We start from the raw sequence: 23398 nt of genomic DNA on the forward strand, positions 1-23398 counted from the left end.
GAAAAAACGCATGGCATTTGCTATGATGAAATGAACACTTAACCTCAAACTTTTCATGTCGAACCCAGATCAATTCAACAAGTTTACCAAAGAAGCCAAGCAAGCGCTGATTGTGGCGCAAGAGGTTGCCAAAAAAACCGGGACCAGTTATGTGGGCACCGAGCATATTCTTATTGGAATATTGGCTCAACGCAGCTCCCTGGGCTCCACTATTTTGCAAAATTTTGGTGTAACTCTGGAGAATGTAAACCTGGTGCTCAAAACGGTGGGACGCACTCAAGTGTCTCAACGAGGAGGTAAAAACCCCGGCGGACTTTCCGGTTTTGCAAAAAAAGTGATCGAAGATGCTATTCGAAGCGCTCATGAATTTGCGCATATGTTTGTGGGCACCGAACACCTCTTGTACGCGCTTGTGATTCAAGAGAATACGGCGGCTACGGTTATTTTGGAAAATATGAAAATTTCTCCGGAGGATATTCGCCAAGAAATCATGCAGACCTTTGAACGGATGAAACAGAATCCCCTCCCTCCTGCCGGCGGCCCCATCACTCCTGTGATGCCCGGGGCGGTGAATCCTTTAGAATTCTTCCTCAATGGACTTCAAGGAGTCCTTGCCGGACAGGAACCCAAAGAATCTGGATTTGAAGCCAAAAAGAAAGAGGCTAAATCCGGCACCCCCGCCCTCGACTATTTCACCACAGACTTGGTTCAAGAGGCTCAGGATAAAAAGATGGATCCTGTCATTGGGCGAGATAAAGAAATCGAACGATGCGTCGCCATTTTGCTGCGAAAAACCAAAAACAATCCGGTGCTCATCGGAGAACCCGGGGTGGGTAAAACCGCCGTGGTGGAAGGACTCGCTCAACGGATTGTTCAAGAAAAAGTGCCCGACAGCATGCTCGACAAACGCATTTTGAGCCTTTCCATGGCTGCGGTTGTAGCGGGCACCAAGTACCGTGGAGAATTTGAAGAACGCATCAAAACCATTTTGGAGGAAGCGGCCAGTCAACCCAATGTGATTCTTTTTATCGACGAACTGCACACTGTTATTGGGGCCGGAAGCGCCGAAGGAAGTTTGGACGCCGCCAATATCCTTAAACCCGCCCTCTCCCGAGGAAAGGTTCAAGTGATTGGAGCCACCACCACCAATGAATACCGTAAACATGTGGAGGCGGATGCCGCACTCGAACGCCGTTTCCAATCTGTTATGGTGGATGAACCCACCGAAGAAGACACGGTCTTGATATTAAAGGGAATTAAAGAGAGCTTTGAGAATCATCACAATTTGATCATTCATGACGATGCTTTGGAAGCCGCGGTTAAGCTTTCCAAACGCTACATCAACGACCGATTCCTGCCCGACAAAGCCATTGATGTGATGGATGAGGCCGCCGCCCTCAAGGGGATGGTGAGCAAACAAGAAAGTGATGTGCTTAAAGAATACCAACGGCAAATCAAGCGCATCACCAAAGAGAAGGAAAAGGCGGTTTCGGATCAAAACTATGAACAAGCGGCCGATTTGAGGCAGCAAGAATTGGTCCTTATGGAAAAAATTGAGGAAGAAAAGCATATTAAAATTCCTCGAGAAATGCGTGGCAGTATCGATGGTGAAGACATTGCACGAGTGATCTCTCGCATGACTGGTGTTCCCGTTACCAAACTGGTGAAAGAAGATATCGAAGAGCTCAAAGGGCTCGAAGATACTCTTGTCCGCCATGTGGTGGGTCAGGAAGAAGCGCTTAAAAAGGTGGCCACGGCCATCCGCCGAAGTCGCACCGGAATTTCCAGTGGGAAACGCCCCATTGCTTCCTTTATTTTCCTTGGGCCTACCGGAGTCGGTAAAACTGAACTCGTTAAAACTTTGGCTCGAGAAATTTATCATGATGAAGAGGCGCTCATTAAAATCGACATGAGTGAGTTCATGGAACGACACAATACCTCTCGACTCACCGGAACCACGGCGGGTTATGTGGGTTATGACGAAGGCGGTCAGCTCACCGAAAAGGTGCGCCGCAAACCGTACAGTGTGATCCTTTTCGATGAAATTGAAAAAGCTCACTCCGATGTGTTCAACATCCTTCTTCAAATTTTGGAAGATGGAGTTTTGACCGATGGAAAAGGACGAAAAGTGGATTTCACCAACGCCATTATTGTGATGACTTCCAACATCGGTGCTCGAAAACTCACCGAAAGTGCCGCCCCCATTGGATTCAAGCTCAGCAGTTCAGAGCTGGATGCCGCCATGCACTCCTTTGAATACAAAAAAGAGGAAGTGATGAAGGATCTCAAGGGTCATTTCAAACCTGAATTCCTCAATCGTGTGGACAATATCATCGTGTTTAGGCCTCTCACACATGAGAGCATCAAAAACATTGTGGAAATCCATGTGCGCGAGCTTCAAAATCGAATCAAGGACAAGGGCATTGTGCTCGATCTCACTCCTGATGCGCTCGACCTGCTCGCGACACTGAGCACGGATCCCGACTACGGCGCAAGGCCTGTTCGACGAAAGGTGCAAGAACTCATCGAAGACCCCCTATCTCAAGGTATTCTCGACGAGCAATTTGCCGAAGGAGACACCATCCAAATCGTCAAAAAGGAGGATACGGTTGAACTCAAGAAGAAAGCCCCACGAACAAAAGCGGGACTTAAAAAGAAGCTTGAGGAAAAATCGGCTTTACAGGTAGAGAAAAACTGATTAGAATCGCCGGGCTTTACTTCATTCAGTATCAAGTCATAAGGTTGCTGAACGGTAGGGCTCTATACTTCTAACTCAACCTTATGCCGATTGATTTATGAATCAAGCCCTTATCATGGTCCCCATGGACCAACTCATGCAGGACTCCCCTGCGCTTACTCTTCCCGAACCCGGGGCAATGGTCACGGGAACGGTTGTTTCCATTGAAAAGAACTGCATCATTGTGGACCTTGGTGGAGTGCTCACCGGAATGATTTCCGGCCGTGAAATTAAAGATTCTTTTGCCACTATTGATGACCTTAAGATTGGCGATGAGGTGACTTCTTGTGTGCTTGATCCTGAAAATGAGGATGGACTCGTGGTGCTTTCTCTGCGCCGTGCCAGTCAAGATAAGACTTGGGATCGATTTGTTAAAGCTTATGAAAACAACACCACTCTTAAAGTTCGTCCAAAAGAGGCGAATAAAGGAGGTCTTTTGCTGGATGTGGACGGAATTAAGGGATTCATCCCTGTTTCCCAACTCGCTCCTCTGCACTACCCACGAGTGAATGGTGCCGACAGCGCGAAGATTCTTTCCCGTCTGCAAGATCTTATTGGTGTGGAATTCAGCGTGAAGATCATTAACCTGGATAAAGAGAATGGAAAACTCATTCTTTCTGAACGCAGCGCATACGAACGCGAACGCAGCGATGCCCTTTCCGGACTCAACACCGGGGACACGGTTTCCGGTACGGTGAGTGGAATTGTGAAGTTTGGTATCTTCGTGGCCTTTGATGGACTGGAAGGCTTGGTGCACATCTCCGAGATTGCTTGGGGCCATGTCTCCGACGCTCATGACTTTGCCCGACTTGGAGACAAGGTGGAGGTTAAGATCATCGGTATCGATGGAGATAAAATTTCTCTGTCCATGAAACAACTCACCAAAGATCCTTGGGAAGAGATCGAGAAGAAATACAAGATTGGAACTCAGATCAAGACCAAGATCAGCCGTCTCGCTCAATTTGGTGCTTTTGTTCAACTCTCCGATGACATCACCGGACTCATCCACAACTCCGAGATTCCCGGAAACCCCGAAGATCCCGCTAAGGCCCTTGAGGTTGGTCAAGCCGTGGACGCTCGCGTGATTGAAATCAACAAAGAAGAAAAACGCATTGGTCTCTCTCTCCTCCCGGAGGGTGAATCTCCGATAGAAAAGAAAGCCAAGGCCAAGAAAGAAGCCAAAGAGGAGGCCGCCACTGAAGCGAGTGCAGAAACAGCGGATGAAGAAGAAAAGAAGCCCAAAAAAGCTAAGGCCAAGAAAGAAGAATAAAGTAACCCTAAACTATGGCGTTAGATCGCGATATTTCCCCTGATTTGCCCCAAGAAAATGAAACTTGGGAAGAGCTTGCTCGCCATCCGTTGACAGAAGCCAGATGGATAACAAGGATGAAGTGGCGCCGCCCTACGGAGGAGGAAGTCCAGTCTCAGGTTGCCTCTTTCCAGGCTATGCAAACAAGTGATCCGCAAAGGTTGGAAGAGATCCTCACTTGGATCCGTACCTGCGCTACCGCATACGAAAGTTGTAACATCCCTGCCGCGGTTAGCCGCATGCAGATGAGTCAGGCTAATGTCAAAAATCTAAAAGGCCCCTATTGGACTGGAGAAGATTACCAAAGACTACTGCAGCTTTGCCGGGAGGCGGAACTTGTGGCTTAGCCTGGAATAGACTCAAAGGCATGTGCTAGGATGCGTGCATGAGTCTTGCTGCGATTCTGCTTGTCCTCCTCTCTGCCGTTCTTCTTACTTTTAGAGATTTCCAGACCAAAAAATCGCAGGATAAGCAGGTTTTCATATGGTGGATCAGCTTTTTATCGTTGTTCCTCTTCATTCCATTTGGCGCTTATTTTTATTGGAAAGATGGTGTGGATCCTCGGTTTCTGCTCATTCCTCTGGCTGCCGGCTTCGTGCACTGTGCCTACTGGATTTTTTATTCCCGTGCTTATGATCATGGGGATTTGTCACAAGTCTTCCCTATCATTCGATCCACTCCTCTCTTGGTGTTGCTCTTTGGGACTTTTTTCTTGCACGAGCAGATCACCCCCATTGGAGTGGTGGGTATTTTGCTCACCAGCCTTGGCGTGTACTGCATCAACCTGACTTCCTTGTCTTTTCGCGCTTTCCTCAAACCTTTCTCCGGCCTCTTTAAAGATATCCATATTCAGTTTGCCTTCCTCGCGCTGCTCATGACCGGCGTGTATGCGGTGGTGGATAAGATTGGGATTGGTCACATGAATCCCATGACCTATGCGGCGGTTCAGTGTGGTTTTGCCACACTTTTGTTTAGTTTTTACATGGTGGCGATTGGTAAGTGGAAGCTCGTGAGGACTTTTTGGAAAAAAGAGAGGTCCTACATTCTTTCGAGTGGTTTTTTAACGGCCTTCAACTACCCCCTCACCCTTTTCGCCATGAGCTTATCTGCGGTGAGCTATGTCATGAGCTTTAGGCAAGTCGGTGTGGTTTTAGCGGTTCTGGCGGGAGGACATCTTCTTAAAGAAAAGCATTTTGGAATTCGCTTAGGTGCCTCTCTGATGATTTTTGCAGGAGTGCTTTTGATTGCACTGGCTTAGCGGGGGGGCTTTTTTGTTGATTTTTATTTTGAATTCATTAAAATTATATATGAAGAAGCTCTGCGGCCCGTGGTTTATATACCACAACTAAGCGGGGGGCTTTTTCATTTTTCAGGGAAAATTGAGATTAGATCTTTTCTGCCTGAAATCTTCTTTTCCTTTAATTGTACATAAAAAATATCTCCATCTCTTGTGGTGCCAGTAAAACGATGCAGTAGATCTCCGGGTTTATCCCCATGAGATTTCGTGGTGGGAGGAAAACGACTATTAATAATAAGTTCAATTGCCGCTTCAAAATACATCAACCTTCTCATCCTATCTGCCCATTGTTTTTCAAATAAGTGATGCCAGAATACATTCAAAAAAACTTTATCTTTTTTAAAGTATGCTGATCTAACATAAGGAGCTCTCCTACTCTTCTTCTTTATTTTTTTGAAAATTTCAAAAGCTATTCGTCTTACTTCCCGAAAGTCTGTTCCTGGGATTTTTCTGGCTTTGGTTTGGTAAGCATGCATGCGACCATGCTAAACCTTTTTTCCTGACAAATTCCTGAAATTTTCCTGAATTTTAGGAAATGGGCTTGTGCTGGATTTTGGGTGAGCTTATACTTACCGGTGCTTGAGAGAAAATTGCAGAGGAGGGACCAACCCACGTATGGCATTGTTGATATGGCCACTCCTCGGCAAATTCCTTCCAAACACCGACAATTCAACGATCAATCATCAAATTATAATACATTTAAACTAACTTGTCAATATGTCTAACTGGGTTTTTCCGCTTGTATTAGCCATTTTGGGTTTTGGAGGACTGCTTTACTTCTTCAATAAGAAGATTGAGGAGCTTAAAACTCCCCAAGATGAAGCGCCTTTAAAAATGATGCTTCAGGTTATTGGAGACCTGCGGAGGGATGTGGAAAGCGGGCATGGGAAAAATCGTGAGGAGATGACGGCCAAGCTGAATCAAATTCAAGCCTCCCTCACGAAACACCAAACGGACAACACGCAAAGTGTGCAGCAACAGTTGAAACAAAGTTCACTTCTCATTGAGGATGTTACGAAAAAATTGAGCACCCTGGAGTCCACGAACAAACAAGTGGTTGGCTTTGCCGAACAGATGAGGACTCTCGAGAACATTCTTAAAAATCCTAAGCAGAGAGGCGTCCTTGGAGAGATTTTTTTGGAGAAAATTCTTTCCAATTTGTTCCCTCCTAATCAATTTCAAATGCAGTACAAAATGCGGAATGGAGAGATTGTGGATGCGGTCATCTTTCAAAATGAGCTGGTCATCCCCATTGATGCCAAATTTTCTCTCGAAAAATACAATCTCATCATGGAGGAAACGGATAAAATTCGACGGGAAGATCTTGAAAAAGCCTTTAAAGCTGATGTTAAAAAACGGATCGATGAAACGGCTAAATATGTACGGCCATCGGAACAAACCACGGATTTTGCTTTTATGTTTATTCCGGCAGAAGGTGTCTTTTATAACTTGATGATCCACAGCGTTGGCACCTTGGATGTGAATTCTCAAAACTTGGTTGAATACGCGGCAAGCAAAAGGGTCACGATTGTGTCCCCGGGCACGCTCACCGCTTATTTACAAACAATACTGCAGGGCATCCACAGGGAGGAGCGCGTGGCAAAAATTCAGGAAATCCTTGATAACTTGGTCCCGCTGCATCGCCACATGAATGCCTACAATGAATACTTTCAAAAACTTGGTCGACAAATCGGAACCACCGTCAGTACTTATAATTTGGCGAGAAGTGAATTCAAGAAAATTGATAAAGATGTTTATAAACTCACCGATGGCAAGACCGGCGGACAGATTGAAATGCTGGTTTTGGAGGATAAACCTGTGGAGTTGGAGTAATAATTGTCTGAGTATTTCTTTACTTTCAACCTGATTTAACCTAAAGTGGGGTGGCTTTTTTAAAAGACCCTCGGTTTCACCGAGTAACCTGCACTTTAGATGGCCACAGCACTCACCGATTTAGCGTCTACACTGGGACTCACGGAAAGCGAAATGCGAAAGCTGCTTTTGGAGCTTGGCTTTGAGGACAATGAAGAAATTGAGGATGAAGTGGCTGATTTGGTGAAAGATGAGGTGGCCGGCCGTCTAGATAAAAGTGCGGCGGAGGTTTATGAGAAAATTGTGGAAGAAGAGCAGGAAAAGGAGATTGTGAAAAGCCAACGGAAGCAAAAAGCCGGAAAAGTGGTGAAAAAAGCGGAAGTGAGACGATCTGAACCGGTTCAAATGAGAAAAGACAGTGTGGAAATTCATGAGTTCATTTCGGTGAAGGAATTGGCGGAAAAAACGGGGCTGAGTGCGGCGGTCTTGATTGGGGCTTTGATGAAAAATGGGATTTTGGCCAGCTTGAATCAGGTTATTGACTACGACACCGCGATGATTATCACCGACGGAATGGGCGTACAGCTTAAAAAGCACCGGCAAGATGCACGAGCGGAAGATATTTTTAAGGGAGATTTGGAGAAACTGCTCGGAGAAGATGAGAAGGCAGACCTTGAAAAACGCCCCCCCGTGGTGTGCGTGATGGGACATGTGGATCACGGGAAAACAACACTGCTCGATGCGATTCGAAACGCAAAAGTGGTGGATTCCGAGGCGGGTGGAATCACTCAACATATTGGAGCTTATCAGGTTGAACTCAAAGGGCAGAAAATCACTTTTCTCGACACTCCGGGGCATGAAGCCTTCACGGCGATGAGAGCAAGAGGGGCAAGGGCGACTGACATCGCTATTTTGGTGGTGGCGGCGGATGATGGGGTGATGCCTCAAACCATTGAAGCCATCAACCACGCCAAAGAGGCCAATGTTCCTGTGATTGTGGCGATCAACAAAATCGATAAACCAGATGCCAACCTCAATAAAATCAAGGCGGAATTGGTGGAATACGGTCTTCAATCGGAAGAGTGGGGCGGACAAACGATTATGGTGCCCATTTCGGCCAAGAATAAACAAGGAATAGATCTTTTGCTCGAAAGTGTTTTGCTTGTTTCGGAAATGCTGGAACTCAAGGCCAACCCCAATCGGCCCGCTGTGGCGACTGTGGTGGAATCGCATCTGGACCTCAGCATGGGCCCTGTGGCCACCATTTTGGTGAATACCGGAACCTTGACCGTGGGAGACAACTTTATTGTGGGAGAAACTTTTGGTCGCATCAAAAAAATGACCGACCACACCGGGAAAACGCTAAAAGTCCTTGGGCCTTCGGATACCGCCCAAATTGCCGGTTTGCACGATCCCGTGGAAAGCGGACAGATTTTGCAGGCGGTGAAGGATGAAAAATTGGCACGGCAACGCGCTATGCAAGTCCACGACATGGCCAGAGAAGAACTGATCAAAACCGGAATGGGGATGCAAGAAATTTTGCAACGGATCAAAGAAGGTTCCCTTAAACTGCTCAAAGTGGTGATGAAGGCGGACACCCAAGGATCTCTGGAAGCCATCAAACAATCTTTGGCAAAAGTGAAGAATGACGATGTGGCGATTAAGGTGATTCACAGTGGGGTGGGGTCTATAACAGAATCGGATGTGCTCATGGCCGCCGCGAGTCCGGGTAGTTTGGTGATTGGCTTCCACACGGAGGCCGGAGCCCAAGTGAGACGACTTGCCGAACGGATGGGTGTGGAAGTGGTGACTTATAAGATCATCTATGAGTTGATCGAAGATCTCCGCAAGATTCTTTCCGGTATGCTTCAACCTGAAGTTCTCTTGGTGGAACTTGGAAAATTCAAAGTCATGAAAATCTTCTTCACGGGTAAAAATGAGTTTGTGGTGGGAGGAAAAATCACCGAGGGGGTCATCAAAAGCAAATGCAATGTCCGTGTTTTACGAGATGGCAAACAAATTGGGGATGGGAAAGTCATCGGTCTCAAGTTGGTGAATGAAGACATGGTAGAATTGGATAAGGGCAATGAGTGTGGAGTGCGTTACCAAGGGAAAGTTGATCTCGAAGAGCATGATGTTCTCGAAGCGTGGAAGGAAGAAAAGAAAATGAAGACTTTATAATAGGTTTTTATGAAGCTCCTCGTCACCGGCGGCGCCGGGTTCATTGGCAGCAATTATGTGTATCGGCATCTGGAGAAACGACCGGAGGATGCTTTGGTGGTTCTGGATGCCCTCACCTATTCCGGGCACCGAGAACATTTGGCGAAAGCCGAAGAACAGGGAGTCCAATTTGTGGAAGGGCGGATTCAGGATCGCGATCTTGTCCGCGCTCTTTTTGAGGCGGAACACTTTGATGCTGTCGTTCATTTTGCGGCGGAAACCCATGTGGATCGCAGCATCAAAAATCCGGGACTTTTTGTGGACACCAATGTCCATGGAACTCAAGTTTTGCTCGACAATGCTCGAGATTTTAAGATCAAACGGTTTCACCACATCTCCACGGATGAGGTTTATGGAGATTTGGGCTTTGGCAGCACAGACCATTTCCGAGAAGACTCTCCCCTTCGCCCCAGCAGCCCCTACTCCGCCAGCAAAGCGGGGTCGGACTTGTTGTGTCTTTCCTATTTGAGAACTTATGGTGTCCCCGTAAGCATCAGCCGTTGCTCCAACAATTATGGCCCCTACCAAAGCCTGGAAAACTTTATTCCTCTTATGATCCGCAAAGCCGCTGCCGGAGAAGCCCTTCCCCTCTATGGAAATGGCAAACATGTCCGAGATTGGCTCTTTGTCCAAGATCACTGTGATGCCGTTTTACGCATTTTGGAGACTGGAAAAGTTGGTGAGATTTACAATATTGGAGGGCATGCCGAAGCTGAAAATATTGAGGTGGCCCGCATGATTCTCAAACTGTTGGGACGACCGGAAAACTTGATTTCTTTCGTTCCCGACCGACCCGGCCATGATGAGCGCTATGCGATTGATTTTGGGAAGATGCAAAGAGAGTTGGGGTGGACTCCCGCGGTCTCTTTTGAAGAAGGGATGCGCAAAACCATTGCTTGGTATACACTTTAATCATGAAAGGAGTAATTCTTGCCGGAGGAACTGGATCCAGGTTGTCGCCGTTGACTAAGGTGACCAACAAGCACCTGCTTCCCATCTACAATAAGCCCATGATTTACTACCCGCTCCTTAAACTTAAGGAGATGGGGGTCAAATCCGTACTTTTGGTTTCCGGCAAGGGGCATGCGGGTCATTTTTTGGAACTTTTGGGGGCCGGGACCGAGTTTGGTCTCAGCATTGCCTATGAGGTTCAAGAAGAAGCGGGTGGCATCGCCCAAGCCTTGAGTTTGGCCAAAGATTTCGTCGGAGAAGAAAAGTTTGTGGTGATGCTCGGAGATAATATTTTTGAAGATTCCCTTACCGAGGCCGCTCGGGCCTTTGAATCGGGCAACAACGAGGCTCATCTTTTCCTTAAAGAGGTCTCCCGACCTGAAAGTTATGGGGTCCCTCGTTTTGAGGATGGGAAAATTGTTGAAATTTTAGAAAAGCCAAGTGTCCCTCCCAGCCAGTATGCGGTTACGGGAGCTTACCTTTACACCCCCAAAGTTTTTGAAATCATTCAGGAGATTCAGCCTTCCGCTCGAGGCGAGTTGGAGATCACTACGGTGAATGACTTTTTTGTACACAATGGAAGCCTCAGCCACACTCTTTTGGATGGTTTTTGGGGGGATTGCGGGGAATCCATAGACCAAATGATGGCTGTTTCTCGTTTTATTCAGGAAAACCTGGCTCACTGAAGCACTTGCTTTATGAAAGACTGGTTGAAGATGAGGCGGCTTTCCAGGTTGCTTGGCGTGTTTTTTACAGTGTCTTTGAGTGCCTGACGAAGCGATTCCGGACCTATCTCTTCCCCGGAAAGCACTCGGCAAGACCCTTCGAGCGAGGCTTGGACCTTTTTGGAATAAGAAAGAGCGATGCAGGGCGTCCCGGCGGCCAATGCAAAAATACCGGCATGTAGACGGGCGGTAACCGCCATTTGGGCCTTTTCGAAGGCTTCAAAGGCCTCCAGCGCCGAGCGTGGCGCGTAGAGTTCCAAGCCACAGGCCTTGAGCGCTTGCAGCTCTTGCGTGCTGCCGGGGGCCATGCTGATGGCAATGGGTTTGAGCCCTCTTCTTTTCGCAAAGACCTGAATCTCTTTGATCAAAGGTTTCCACTCTTTTGGACCGAATCCTGGCCAATCTCGAAGTGAAAGCAAAAGCACCGGCTTCTTGGGAATCTTTCTTTTTTGTTCCAGAAGCCAGGAGAATGCCGGGTCTGCTCCTTGAGTGGATGCAATCCCTTGAGAGTCTAGAATCTGCTTGGAGTCGCCATCTCGCAGCAAAATCCCCGCGGCGCCTTTAAAGGTTTTTTTTGCCAAATATCTGGAGAATCTACTCTTGAGCGGCCCGATGCTTTGCCCATAAATCCAATAGGACTTTTTTAGACGACGATAGGCTTTGGCCTGGGCTGCCCAAATGAAGGGGGCTCTCCAAGTTTCCGTGTCCACAAATAGCCCCCCTCCCCCCAAGATCACACGGTCTGCGGTTTGGATTGCCGCTTCGGCCGCCTTTCGATTTCCTTTTTTCAAACGGCTCCTCAAGCCCGTGGGGATAAAGGGAACTTTTTTTAACCCTTTATAGATTTCTCTGCTGCTTTCCACTCCTCCATGGCTCACCATTATTTCTCCCTTAAATCCGTTGTTTCGAAGCTCGGTCACGATGCCGCCCAAAATAGCGTCGTCGCCCAAATTTCCCGCTCCATAATTTCCGACTATAAGAATGCTGTTTGGCTGCATTGCAATGCTTTTAAGGGTTTGTACGAGTGTCGATGGAGGTCACAGGGGCCAAACTGTCGCAAGGATCGTTGATGGGCCTCGGTCCCATAGCCTTTGTGCAGCTCGAATCCATAATTGGGATAAGTTTTGGCGTAGTCCACCATCATGCGATCACGGCTCACTTTGGCCAGTATACTGGCGGCGGAGATGCAGGGCACTTTTTGATCTCCACGAATGATGGAGAGGTGAGGAATTTTAAAGGAGAATTTGTCTCGTCCATCTATTAAAATTTGGTCGGGCACGGTTGGGAGATTCTCCAGAGCTCGCTGGAAGGCGCAGTAAGTGGCGTTGAGTAAGCCTTTTTCATCCACTTCGATCTCTGTTGCCACCCCAATCCCATAGGGACAAGCGGCCACGATGAGCTGAAAAAGTTTTTCGCGCGCTTTGGCGGTGACTTGCTTGGAATCCTTGAGCCCTTTCAGTTTTAGCCCTTTGGGAAGAATCACGGCGGCGGCCACAACCGGTCCGGCCCATGAGCCGCGACCCGCTTCGTCCATCCCAACCACGATACCATTAAATCTAGGAATCATAACTTCCTTATCCTAGCGTTTCAAAAAAAAGCCCGAAAGCTTATTTTTCTTCGTCTTCTGTCGGAGTCTCTTCCTCTGGCGCAGCAGCTTCCACTTCTGGAGCAGCTTCTGCTTCTGGAGCAGCAGCTTCCTCCTGCACAGCTTCTTCTACAACGGGGGTTTCCTCCTCCACAACGGGGGCGGCTTCGTCCATAATGGCCAAGGCAAGGTCCGTCTCTCTGAGACGAGTGGATTTACCTTGAAGATCTCGCATGTAGTAGAGTTTTGCACGGCGGACTTTTCCTTGCTTCACCACTTCAATTTTTTCAACTGTTGGGGTGTGGAAAGGGAAAATCTTCTCCACTCCAACTCCCTGCACCATCTTGCGAACGGTGAAAGTTTTGTCCACGCTGGCTCCCGCACTGACGCGGATCACCAAACCTTGAAACATCTGTACGCGCTCCTTTCCCCCTTCTTTGATTTTTTGGTAAACCTTAACAGTAGCCCCCGGTTTGAGTACGGGAACATTCTTCTTTACAGAGGAAGACACTACGAAGTCGAGGAGAGCTCTAGACATATAAAAGATTAAGCCTGGATAATATAAGTACCTCTTTCCCCTTTTGCAAGGGCATTTTTAGATTTTCTCCGGTTCTATCCCCAACTTGTTCACGGCGATCATATTGGAGGGGTCTTGAATGAGGTCTAAAATGAATTGATCGCGGCACTTGAGGCGATACAGGAAATCTTCTGATTTGAGGACACTGAACTTGATGGGCTCCTGGGTTTCCAGCGTGTCCAGGAATTTTCCGAGATTCTCTTTGTCCACCGTTCCCACCACCAAAAGATCCACCGGGGACTCTTTTTGAAGGAAGAAGCCGGCCACCAGAAGGAATTCCACCTCCCCCATCTTGCTGATGTTCTTGAGCAAGTTTTCACTGGAATTGGTGGCCTTGATGATGATGCTTCGCAGTTCATTGAAGAGCACGAAGTTTTTATTCACGATGTAGAATTTTTTCCTATTTTTTGCACGGCTGCGTAAAAGTCCTAGCTTCTTTAGATTGTCGAGCTCGCGACGAACGGAGTTTATTTGCTCGTCCAGCTCACGAGTGAGTTCACGCACAAAGAACTCATCATCCGGCCGAAGCAGGAATATGGTGAGGAGCTTTACCCGAGCTTTTGAGGTGAATAAGTGTTTTAACATATTGATTGATGTGCCCGCTGCATACAATATTTACCCAAGATCTCTTGCACTGTATAATTTTTTAATTCAAAAAGCAAGAAAAAACTGGGCTTAACCTGTAGTTTTGGCTTGTGCCCAGTGGATTCTTTGAACAAAATTTTTGTGCTTTCGACTTTTTAAACGAGCCGAGCTGAACAAAAATTGTATTCTATTTTGTGTGTGCCTTTACAATCTTACGAAGACGGACTCCGCTGTGCACCATCTCCCTTTCACGGCTTCCCTCTGCATAACGGCTCTTGAGCATCACTCTGAACTCTGCGGGGTAACGGCTCAAAAGGCGGTCTATTTCTTCCTCAATATCGGCCTCCGTGACCTCCGGATTTTCCATTTCGAAGAGGCGCTCCAAGGCCAAACGAACCAAGACTTGCTCGAGGGCCGGCTTTTCAAGCTCCTTGCGAAGATCCTTTCCCGCCTCCTTCATCTCTTTTTCATAGTCCTCCCAGCTTTGCTTGCGTTGCTTCAAATCTTCTTTCAAGCGCTCGATCAAGAAGTCGATTTCCTTTTCCACCAAGGCTTCGGGCACTTCGGCTTCCACAAGATCCAACAGTTCTTTCAAAAATTCGTTCTCTAAACGAAGATCTTCTTGGTATTCCTTCTGATGGTGAAGCTCATGTTTGATCTCTTCTTTGAGGGCCGGCAGTGTCTTTTTTTCGTCTCCGGAAACTTTTTGTGCAAACGCATCGTTGAGCTCATCCGCCTTCCCCTCTTCGATTCGGCCGATCTTCACATGGAATTTGACTTTCTTACTCTTGAACTTTTCGGAGTGGTAATCTTTAGGGAAAACGATTTCGAAGTCTTTTTCTTCCCCTTTTTTCATCCCCACCAATTCATCTTCAAAGCCTGGGATCAAGGAGCCTTCTCCCAAAATCACGGGGTGGTTCTTGCTGGAGGTTCCTTCCAAAGGCACCCCTTCCATGTCCTGACCGTCAAAATCCACCTCCACGCGGTGGCCTTTTTGAGCCGCTCCCTCCTCAAGATCTTTCCATTCCACCGTCCTTTTCATAAAGTTTTGCAAAACCTCTTCCAACTCTTCTTCCTTCACCTCCACTTCCTTTCGGGTCAACTGCAGTTTTTCGGGTTCTTTTTTGAACTTCACTTCAGGCAAAACAGGCACAAGCGCTTCGTACTTGAGTGGATCGTGCGCCAAAATCTCAACCTTGGGATGCGCCACCGGACGCAGTTTCTCCTGAATCAGCGCGGCGGTATAAGATTCGGAAAGGGCGATGTCCAAAACCTGACTCATGAAGGCCTGTTCTCCAATCTGTTCTACCAAAACATTTTCCGGGATTTTACCGGCTCTGAACCCGGGCACCTTTACCTTATCTTGGAGTTCCGCAAGCGCTTTGACGCGGTAGGCTTTCATTTCTTCCGCTGTGAGCTCAACGGTGACTTTGATTTGAGATTTTTCTTGAGTCTGAAGGGTGACTTGCATAAATGAGGGTTTTAAATTTGCGCCCAGCATACCTGCAGAACTCCTGTATTGCAATTCTTTGGCTTTTTTGGTATAATTATAAGATTTTTACAAACCCGTATGGCACAAAGACCCGAAAAACAGGAGCGCAAACAGGAACGGCGTGATGAGAAGGAAGCTGAAAAACTGAAGAATGAGCAAAGAAAAGCCGAACTTGTGGAGGCTTATCGAGTTCTTGAAGCCCAAGAAGATTCTTTGAAGGCTCAAATTGCAGCTTTGGAGGGACGAACCCCTCGAACCCCCGACCAAGAGGCCGCTTTACAGGCGCTCAACGACAGATTGAAGACAAATTCAATCGATAAAAGTATTCTGGATCGAGAAATGCGTGAAATCGGATTCCGTGCCGACGAAGCCTCTCTGGAAGAATTGGTGCGACAACTCAATGGCTTGAGTGCCAGAATTGGTGCACAAGCCGGTAGTGGAGCTGTGGAAACTCTGGAAACCTTGGCCACCGGACAAACAGCCGCTGCTAAGGCCTGTGAAGCCTTGGCGCTTAACAACTTAATCCCAGCTGACCTTAAAGCTGGTGATAATATTTTAAGAGCCGCTAAACTGGTGCTGACTCCTGCTTTGTTTGCGGATCTGACCGCCTCCCTTCCCAAAGTGGGCTCTCCCGATTACCCTGCCGAACTTCAAAAGCTTGGACAGCAATTGACCGGCATTGCGGATTCCTTACAGCCCATTTTTGAACAATGGAAGACCCTACGAGATGCCGCGGAAGATATGGGAGCCGGCGTGATCGCCAAGCCCACCGTGGATGCTATTAAAGACTTGAGCAAAAACCCTCGTAATATGTTGGGAGCTGCTGCGGGAGTCGCCGGACTGGCTGCCCTGCTTTACTTTTTTGTAGGAAAACCTCAAGAAGGGGCTCAAAAATGGATCGTCGGAATTTTGGGAGGATTGGGAGTGGCCGCCGGAGGCTTAACAGCCTGGGATGCTCTCAAACGCAATGGCGTGGGTGGAATGGATCAGCTTGAAGATTTGACGGGTATCAATACTGATCAATTGTTCAGTACCGAGGCCATGGATCGGGTTCGTGAGATGTTTAAGAAATGGACGCCCAGCGAGGATACAGACCAAGTGGATAATTTTATTCTTTCCGTGGATTCAAAAGTGCGTACTATTGTTCCTCTTTTTAAAGCAGGTTTGCGAGGTGCTCGAAGCATCGACCCCACCGCCCTGCTTGGTAACGGGCTCAGCACCCGAGAAGAAAAAATGGTGGAAGATAAACCTCTATTTGAGGGATATAGATCCTACTTTATTCATCTTTATAATAAAGCCCTTGCAAAGGGAAAGATCTCTCCCACAAAAGGAGAAGACGCTCAGGCGGATGCCGGCGCCGATTATTTCCTTAGTAAATACCCAGACAACCTTGTAATGACGGGCGTGCTCGGAGAAGGTGATGAAATGATGTCCCCTGCCGGAGCCGGAAGCGTGGGTGAAATGACCGCTTCTTCCTCCGAACGACTCCCCGCCGGACTTTCATCTCTCAAGAGTATGACCGGTTTTGGAGAGTATATAAAAGACAGCTCCGTTTCGGGCGTTGTCCTTATCAAGGGTTACCCCTACAAATACGACCGCCGTGATAATGGCGACCATGTGTTTACGGATTATATTAAGGGTGGTCAGACCCTTATTGAGGGCGCGCTTACCGGAGATGGTCTGCAAAGCGTTTTGGATCCATTTATTACTGAATTGGATGCACGAATCCTTCGAGCCTTGCCTGGCGCAGTTGGAGGTGGGGACAAAAAATACAATGAACTGGGCTACTGGGAACAAGCTGTCCCGGAGTCTATTACAGCCCACAAGGGTCTTCCCAACTTTTTACAGGAACCTACTGATCCTAAAGTCCCCGTCATCTTTTATGTGGATTTGGACAGTAAGAGCTTTAAGATTGGTTTGGATGCGGATCGGGATGGGAAGCCGGACAATGGGCTTTCTTTTGCGACCCTTGACGATGCAAAACAAGAACACGAAAAAGTTGTCTTTAAAACTCGTGTTACGGATGACATCAGCTCAACTCTGTTTGGGGTGGACTTTGAGGTTGAAGATATTGATGACAGCGTTGCCGGCGCTACGCTGGTTGTGATCCGTTACGGGACCGGCCGTGGAAGTGTCCTGTATAGTAATGATGCTGTAAAAAATTTCCAACTTGGCCCTGATGCCACCTTGGAAGCCGCCTGGACCACACGAGCTGACGAACGGGTTAAGGACTTCTTGGGACGACCGCAAGTGCAAGAAGCCTTGCTGCGCGTTACCGGGGCATATACCGGCCGTGACCACAGTGTGGTAAGTGGATTGATGAATAGAATTGAAGAAGGGCTCAAGAGTGGTCTCAACTGGCTTAAGAATGATAAGCTTGAAAATCAATTTGAAAATGAATGGGAAAAAGCGGTGATTCGCAAAATGACTGTTTTAATCAATGACCCTGTGAATGGACTTGGGGCAAGGTATGTGAATGAAATGTTTAGAAACAATAAATACAGTAATGACGCATTCCAGGGCAAAGAAGATGCTTTCTTTGACACCGAACGAGAATCTCTTGAACATGGCGGCGTAGTGGAAGCAACCGTAGAACCTTTGGAAGCACCGGATAGTGTGATCACTGCTGAGGAGGCTATGGCAATGGTGAATAGTGAAGGTCCCCGTGGAGGAAAATATAGGCTCAGTCAAGCTTTGGCTCCATTGCAGGATCAAGATCCCGCTGCTATGGCGAGCCGTTTCCAATCTGCTCTACAAGGAATCAGCAATACCTTTACGCGAGATAGCGTACGCGATACGCTTTACAAAGAGAAGTTGGCTGAAAAGATGGGGGCCTTGAGAACCGTTGTGGGCGGTTTTGGCCTCAAACCCAATCGAAAACAGGTTGAAGAGGCCATTGCCAATGCGGCTCTAGCGGCACAAAATGACGCAATCCGGTATTACGGGCTCACGGATGAGGTCGCCACTCAAAAAATGATGCTTGAATCCCTTGAGGCGGGTCCTTTTTATGCAAGCCAATGGAAGGAGGCCAGTGAGCTTGTGGCCAGCTACATCACTCAAAACATGAAATGGGAGAAATATGCTTTCCTCCCCAACCCTGAGAATATGGCCGCCGTTTGGAACTTGTGGAAAGCGGGCATCAATGATGCCAAGAATCCAGCCATGGATCCTATTAGAGATCCTAAGGATTATGCCACTTACTTTATTTGGAATCTCCAAGTGCACATGGGGGGCAAGCAAGACTACTCCCCGGATCGTTTTTATGGACAAGTGCAGTCGGTGAGCGACACCTCGTACAACGGAGCAATCAGTGGATTGAAGTCCAATTTAGAAAGCTACGATGTTTGGAGGACCAGCCCTAAACGCAAGCCAAGAACTCCAGATATGCTTAGCGCTCTTGATCTGTACCGTGAAAAAGAGGCGCCTCGCGCATTCTGGGAATGGTACGACAGCAGTGCGGAAGTTGGGGCACTCCTCAAACTGGATCACATTTGGCCACGAATCTTTAAACAAACGGTGGACGCTCGTTTTGCTCAAATCTTGACCAACCCCAATGGGGTGGATGAAGCTTATATCCATGAGGAGATCGAAGACTTCAAGAAGTTTGTCTTAAATGAAAGCAAGATGATCTTTGAGCTCTTTATAAGCGACCGGGTGGAAGCTGAACGAAAGGGCCACGATGTACGAAAGCATATCCTCAACAAATTCCCTGAGTATTTCTACCCCAAGCACCATCGAAACCTTCCTGCTTATCTGGAATTGATTCGACAAGAGATGCAAGAAATCATGATCAATGTGCATGGAGGGCTTCCCGAAGGTGGTGTGCCTTACGCTTAGTCTTCTTCCTTCACCATGATGCTTTCTTCCCCGGGGAGAGGGCAGGAGGTGAGTTCGCTGAGATCTTCGAGAGAGACGACGCCGGTTTTTTTGCTGCCATCTGGGAATCTCCAGGTTGGGTAGCTTTGGATTTTTTCATCGTTGCAGACTTCGGTTTGAGCGTTTTTACCGTTGGGGTCACACTCAATGTAAGGCAGCAGGTCGGCGGAATCTCCAAAAAGCTTCTTTTGATCGGCGCAGTGAGGGCACCAAAAAGCTCCATAAAATGTGGTGTCGGACTCGGCAATACAGGTGGCGAAGGCATCGTAGGTCGTGTCCCGCTGGCAACCCATCAATAAAAGGCTGGCGGTAAGAAGCAAGGCAAATTTACGCATGACGGCGAGTTAAGAGGTATAAACGAAGGGCCACTCCCCACTGAATGAGGATGAGAACTTGTTGAATCACGCAGAAAAGGCAGTAGGTTTTGAGCACAAAGGTTTCGATTCCGGTGAGGTAGAGTGCAAAGGCCAGGGAACCGGAAAGCGCAAAAAAGTAGAGGGGAACGAGCTTGGTTTGATCCTTAAAAAGACCACGGATGGAAAAGGCCAGGAAGCCCAGATAGGCCAGAAGGCCCAAAAGTGCCACCGGAATGCCAAAAATTTCGGCATAAATGCTTTTGTTCACAATGTCGCAGTTCCATTTTTCTCCAAAATTACAAAAATCCGTGAGGGCGGGCTTGTAATGAATGTAGGTCAAATAGGCGGCCACTGCAGCTGCGAGCACATTGAGAACCGTAAACATTTGATAGAAAGGTTTGGAAGATTTCATGTTGTTGATTTGGAGGGTCAGGTGGATTTTAACACTTTCGCCTTGTTCTTTCCAAGCAAAAAACCTAGAATGGGCGGGCTTTTACAGTAGTGGTGGATGTAGCTCAGTTGGTTAGAGCGCCAGGTTGTGGCCCTGGAGGTCGAGGGTTCGAGACCCTTCATTCACCCCATTTACTTGATTGAATCGAGTGATTTGACTGTATCCCATAAAAAGCATATAATTTTAATGTAATCTTAATGTTATTTTAATGAGTCTACTTCAAATACAGATCGATGATGAGCTTAAAGCGGCTATTCAAGCGAAAGCTAAAAAATACGGGGTTCCGAGCAGTTCTCTCGTTCGGATCACTCTGGTCGATGCTTTCTTGGACGATGAGCCTTGGGTGGAGGGCAATGTATTCAACGCACACCGAGACAGTAATGGGAAAGGTATCCCCATTGATGATCTGATAAAGATGCTATAAACATGACTGATAAAATTAAGAAATTTTTTGATTCTCAAGATACAAAGACTCGTGAACGGCTAAAGAAGAAACTGGAAGAACTGAGGAGGAATCCATTCTTGGGCAAGAACATCAAAAGAATGACGGGATATGGTAAAAATGTTTTTCGATTAAGAGTCGGTGATATTCGTATCATTTACCTCGTCAATCGTGACAGCTCAATAGAGGTTTTAGATATCGACTACCGAGGAAATATCTACTAGTTGTTCTTATTTCCAAACCTCTTTCGGTCGGTTTCGGTGAGGTATTTTTTGCGGAGACGGATGTTTTTGGGAGTGATTTCAACGAATTCATCATCCTTGATGTACTCGATGGCTTTTTCGAGCGTCATTTCGGAGATTGGCGTGAGGGTGAGGGCTTCGTCGGAACCGGAGGCGCGCACATTGGTGAGCTTTTTGTTCTTGGTCACATTCACCACAATATCCGTTCCTTGGTTGTGTTCTCCAATAATCATTCCTTCGTAAACCTCCACTTGAGGAATAATGAAGAAGGGTCCTCGATCCTGAAGTTTCCAGATGGAGTAGGCCATAGCGGAGCCGGGTTCACCGGAAATCATGGAGCCCACTGTTCGTTTGTCGATGGTTCCTTTGTAAGGACCAAAATGGTCGAAGGAATGGTAAATCGTACCTTCCCCGCTGGTCATAATAAGGAATTGAGAGCGGAAACCGAGCAGCCCACGCGTGGGGATTTCGAATTCCAGCAAGGTGTTCCCGTTTTCAGATTTCATGTTCTTCATTTCAGCTTTTCGTTTTCCCATGGCTTCAATCACTTTTCCGGCATCGGAGTCGGGCACATTGATCACGGCCATTTCATAAGGCTCCATTTTTTTGCCATCGACTTCTTGCATGATCACTTTGGGCTGAGAGATCTGAAGCTCGTACCCCTCGCGACGCATGTTTTCAATCAACACGGCGATCTGCATTTCCCCACGGCCGTAAACCATGATGGTGTCGCTGTCCTGCACTCCTTCAATTTTGAGTCCCACATTGGTTTCCAGTTCGCGTTCCAAGCGTTCACGGATGTGGCGGCTGGTCACAAACTTTCCTTCCTTCCCCGCAAATGGAGAGTTGTTCACCAAGAATTCAATGGAAATAGCAGGGGGATCAATTTTGATGGAAGGGAGCGGCTCCGCGTTTTCTTCGGTTGAAATGGTTTCTCCCACATCGATGTCGGAAATTCCGGCAACGGCCACGAGGTCTCCGGCAAAAACTTCCGGCACCTCCACACGGTCCAGTCCTTGATAGGTGAAGATTTTAGAGGCGCGAGCGGTTCGCTTGTTGCCTTCCATATCGGTGATGTAGAGCATTTTTCCGGTTTGAAGCTTTCCTTCATACACGCGACCCACGGCGATTCGTCCAAGGAAGTTGTCGTACGCCAAGGTTGCGGGCTGCATGCGGAAAGCTTTTTCGGTGTCGTGTTCCGCTTGCTTCACATGCTCCACAATAAAGTCGAGGAGCGGCGTGATGTCTTTGCGCTCATCGGTGAGGTGACGAATGGCCACTCCTTCACGAGCGATGGCATAAATATAAGGGAAATCGAGCTGTTCATCGTTGGCGCCGAGTGACACGAAGAGGTCAAAAATTTCGTTGAGCACTTGGTCGGGTCTGGCGGTGGGTTTATCAATTTTATTGATCACCACGAGCACTTTGAGGCCGAGTTCGAGCGACTTGCGAAGCACAAATTTCGTCTGAGGCATGGGGCCTTCGTAGGCATCCACCACCAGCACCGTGGCGTCCACGGTTCGCAGGATGCGTTCCACTTCGGAACCAAAGTCCGCGTGGCCCGGGGTGTCTACGATGTTGATCTTATTTCCTTTGTAATGAATGGCGGCATTTTTTGCATAAATGGTGATTCCTCTTTCCTTTTCTTGATCGTTGGAATCCATCACACGAACCTCCACCGCTTCATGTGAATTGAAAGCACCACCGGCTTTAAGCAAGGCATCCACAAGCGTGGTTTTTCCGTGATCTACGTGGGCGATGATGGCGATGTTTCGAATTTCCATAAAGTTGGTGAGTTCGCTTAGCAGAGGGATTCTACAGGAGAAAATAGGATTGGCAATGGGAAAATTTTACTCAGCAAGTGCCAGCCACCTACCCAAGAAGGAGTCCTGTACAAAGCCGCCTGACAAAGAAGTCACCCCAACCCTGCGGTCACGCGCCTGCGGTCCGGCGGGGTTGCGTGGAGTTGTTGGGGATTTGGCGATAGGATCATTTACGAAAAAAGTCACATCCCCCTGACCATTACTCTCAGCTCCTCGAAGAACAATCATGTGAGTATTCCTGGTTTCTGGAACCTTAGTGATTGGGTCAATCTGTCGAATGGATACGGCTACCGGGGACCGGGCGAGATCCTGAACTAGCTGCTCCCACGCTTCCCCCTTGGTGAACCTTTCTTGATCCCCATAGTCGTTCACCTCCAATGTGACATCATACCCTTGCGCAGTTTCTTGAAAACCTTGATGAGTCCAGCCCCACTGAGGGTGCCTTCCATTGGCTGCCTGAGCTATGAAATCAGCAAAAGTAGATCCTGATGGGATGTTTTCGGTTGCACTCAACAGCATCCAAACTGCTGCTGGAGAGCAAGAAACTATGCTGGCGTTGCGTCCCGATATGGTAGCTCCTCCCACATCGCTCTCTGACTGAAAAGGCACCTCATATAGGAATCTACCCGGCTTTTTACCTAGGGCAATTTGAATCCGTTCATTCGCATCAGTTGTGGAGGTGTGCACCGTGGATTCATCGAGAAAAGCTGTTCCCACATGGGCTGGTGCAGCGGCCTCCCCATCCTCCATCAATAGGACGGATCCTATGACGAGAGGTGCTAGGGCTGACATGGTTTTTCTTAATTTCATTTAGCACAAAATAACATACTTATGCTGGTTGGTCAACCCAATTCCTCCCTAGGGAGAGGCTTTAACCTGTTATTGGGTTGCGCTGGCGTAGCAGGTCTCGCAGACCAC

General features: G+C 47.8%; 20 protein-coding genes, 1 tRNA gene and 1 pseudogene. 12 read left to right on the top strand and 10 right to left on the bottom strand.

The window, feature by feature from the left end; genetic code table 25:
* Positions 1-55 precede the first annotated feature (55 nt).
* Genes WC777_06100 through WC777_06115 form a run of 4 tightly spaced genes read left to right on the top strand, consistent with a single transcriptional unit; the run spans position 56 to position 5304 of the window.
* A complete protein-coding gene (locus tag WC777_06100; GenBank protein MFA6024736.1) occupies positions 56-2740 on the top strand; it encodes an ATP-dependent Clp protease ATP-binding subunit in 2685 nt (894 codons plus the stop codon).
* 55 nt (positions 2741-2795) lie between these two features.
* Positions 2796-4007 (top strand): S1 RNA-binding domain-containing protein, encoded by a 1212-nt coding sequence (locus WC777_06105; protein ID MFA6024737.1) that lies wholly within the window; start codon positions 2796-2798, stop codon positions 4005-4007.
* 14 nt (positions 4008-4021) lie between these two features.
* The gene (locus WC777_06110; protein ID MFA6024738.1) at positions 4022-4393 is read left to right on the top strand and encodes a hypothetical protein; all 372 of its coding nucleotides are present in this window, start codon (positions 4022-4024) and stop codon (positions 4391-4393) included.
* Positions 4394-4431: 38 nt separating this feature from the next.
* Complete coding sequence (locus tag WC777_06115; GenBank protein ID MFA6024739.1) at positions 4432-5304, top strand: EamA family transporter; 873 nt, start codon at positions 4432-4434, stop codon at positions 5302-5304.
* A gap of 74 nt (positions 5305-5378) precedes the next feature.
* Here WC777_06115 and WC777_06120 read toward each other — a convergent pair whose 3' ends face one another.
* Positions 5379-5819, bottom strand: a complete 441-nt coding sequence (locus tag WC777_06120; GenBank protein MFA6024740.1) for a hypothetical protein — start codon at positions 5817-5819, stop codon at positions 5379-5381.
* Between the two features lie 241 nt (positions 5820-6060).
* Between WC777_06120 and WC777_06125 the strand changes: the two genes are divergently transcribed.
* The 4 genes from WC777_06125 (at position 6061) to WC777_06140 (ending at position 11180) form a co-directional block, all read left to right on the top strand.
* Complete coding sequence (locus WC777_06125) at positions 6061-7176, top strand: DNA recombination protein RmuC (GenBank protein ID MFA6024741.1); 1116 nt, start codon at positions 6061-6063, stop codon at positions 7174-7176.
* 99 nt (positions 7177-7275) lie between these two features.
* Complete coding sequence (gene infB / locus WC777_06130) at positions 7276-9336, top strand: translation initiation factor IF-2 (protein MFA6024742.1); 2061 nt, start codon at positions 7276-7278, stop codon at positions 9334-9336.
* Positions 9337-9345: 9 nt separating this feature from the next.
* Positions 9346-10287 (top strand): dTDP-glucose 4,6-dehydratase, encoded by a 942-nt coding sequence (gene rfbB / locus WC777_06135; protein ID MFA6024743.1) that lies wholly within the window; start codon positions 9346-9348, stop codon positions 10285-10287.
* Positions 10288-10289: 2 nt separating this feature from the next.
* Entirely contained in the window at positions 10290-11180 is an 891-nt protein-coding gene (locus WC777_06140; protein MFA6024744.1) for a sugar phosphate nucleotidyltransferase, read from the top strand.
* A gap of 5 nt (positions 11181-11185) precedes the next feature.
* On the opposite strand, the pseudogene WC777_06145 reads toward WC777_06140, so the two are convergent.
* The 5 genes and pseudogenes from WC777_06145 to tig form a co-directional block, all read right to left on the bottom strand.
* Positions 11186-12049 (bottom strand): annotated as a pseudogene (locus WC777_06145) (polysaccharide pyruvyl transferase family protein).
* On the bottom strand, positions 12025-12618 hold the full coding sequence (locus tag WC777_06150) for a ribonuclease HII (protein MFA6024745.1): 594 nt from the start codon (positions 12616-12618) through the stop codon (positions 12025-12027). Before WC777_06150 ends, WC777_06145 begins: the two are co-directional and overlap by 25 nt.
* Before the next feature lie 40 nt (positions 12619-12658).
* On the bottom strand, positions 12659-13174 hold the full coding sequence (rplS, locus tag WC777_06155) for a 50S ribosomal protein L19 (GenBank protein ID MFA6024746.1): 516 nt from the start codon (positions 13172-13174) through the stop codon (positions 12659-12661).
* A 57-nt stretch (positions 13175-13231) separates the two neighbouring features.
* On the bottom strand, positions 13232-13798 hold the full coding sequence (locus tag WC777_06160) for a hypothetical protein (protein MFA6024747.1): 567 nt from the start codon (positions 13796-13798) through the stop codon (positions 13232-13234).
* A gap of 187 nt (positions 13799-13985) precedes the next feature.
* Entirely contained in the window at positions 13986-15269 is a 1284-nt protein-coding gene (tig, locus tag WC777_06165) for a trigger factor (GenBank protein MFA6024748.1), read from the bottom strand.
* Positions 15270-15368: 99 nt separating this feature from the next.
* Here tig and WC777_06170 point away from each other — a divergent pair, with 99 nt between their 5' ends.
* Positions 15369-19127 carry a hypothetical protein gene (locus WC777_06170; GenBank protein MFA6024749.1) on the top strand — a complete coding sequence of 1253 codons (3759 nt, stop codon included), beginning with the start codon at positions 15369-15371 and terminating at the stop codon, positions 19125-19127.
* Here the strand turns inward: WC777_06170 and WC777_06175 are convergent.
* Positions 19124-19501 carry a hypothetical protein gene (locus WC777_06175; protein MFA6024750.1) on the bottom strand — a complete coding sequence of 126 codons (378 nt, stop codon included), beginning with the start codon at positions 19499-19501 and terminating at the stop codon, positions 19124-19126. The two genes, WC777_06170 and WC777_06175, sit on opposite strands and share 4 nt — an antisense overlap.
* On the bottom strand, positions 19494-19934 hold the full coding sequence (locus WC777_06180; protein ID MFA6024751.1) for a vitamin K epoxide reductase family protein: 441 nt from the start codon (positions 19932-19934) through the stop codon (positions 19494-19496). Before WC777_06180 ends, WC777_06175 begins: the two co-directional genes overlap by 8 nt.
* Before the next feature lie 92 nt (positions 19935-20026).
* On the opposite strand from WC777_06180, the gene WC777_06185 reads away from it, so the two are divergent.
* The 3 genes from WC777_06185 (at position 20027) to WC777_06195 (ending at position 20639) form a co-directional block, all read left to right on the top strand.
* Positions 20027-20103, top strand: a tRNA-His gene (locus tag WC777_06185).
* A 78-nt stretch (positions 20104-20181) separates the two neighbouring features.
* Complete coding sequence (locus WC777_06190; GenBank protein ID MFA6024752.1) at positions 20182-20397, top strand: hypothetical protein; 216 nt, start codon at positions 20182-20184, stop codon at positions 20395-20397.
* A 2-nt stretch (positions 20398-20399) separates the two neighbouring features.
* Positions 20400-20639, top strand: a complete 240-nt coding sequence (locus WC777_06195) for a type II toxin-antitoxin system RelE/ParE family toxin (protein MFA6024753.1) — start codon at positions 20400-20402, stop codon at positions 20637-20639.
* Here WC777_06195 and typA read toward each other — a convergent pair.
* Both typA and WC777_06205 read right to left on the bottom strand, forming a co-directional pair.
* Complete coding sequence (gene typA / locus WC777_06200) at positions 20636-22441, bottom strand: translational GTPase TypA (protein MFA6024754.1); 1806 nt, start codon at positions 22439-22441, stop codon at positions 20636-20638. The two genes, WC777_06195 and typA, sit on opposite strands and share 4 nt — an antisense overlap.
* 66 nt (positions 22442-22507) lie before the next feature.
* Positions 22508-23272, bottom strand: a complete 765-nt coding sequence (locus WC777_06205; protein ID MFA6024755.1) for a C39 family peptidase — start codon at positions 23270-23272, stop codon at positions 22508-22510.
* Positions 23273-23398 lie beyond the last annotated feature (126 nt).

It is taken from the genome of Candidatus Gracilibacteria bacterium (assembly GCA_041661045.1).
In the GTDB taxonomy this organism is placed as follows: domain Bacteria; phylum Patescibacteriota; class Gracilibacteria; order UBA1369; family 2-02-FULL-48-14; genus 2-02-FULL-48-14.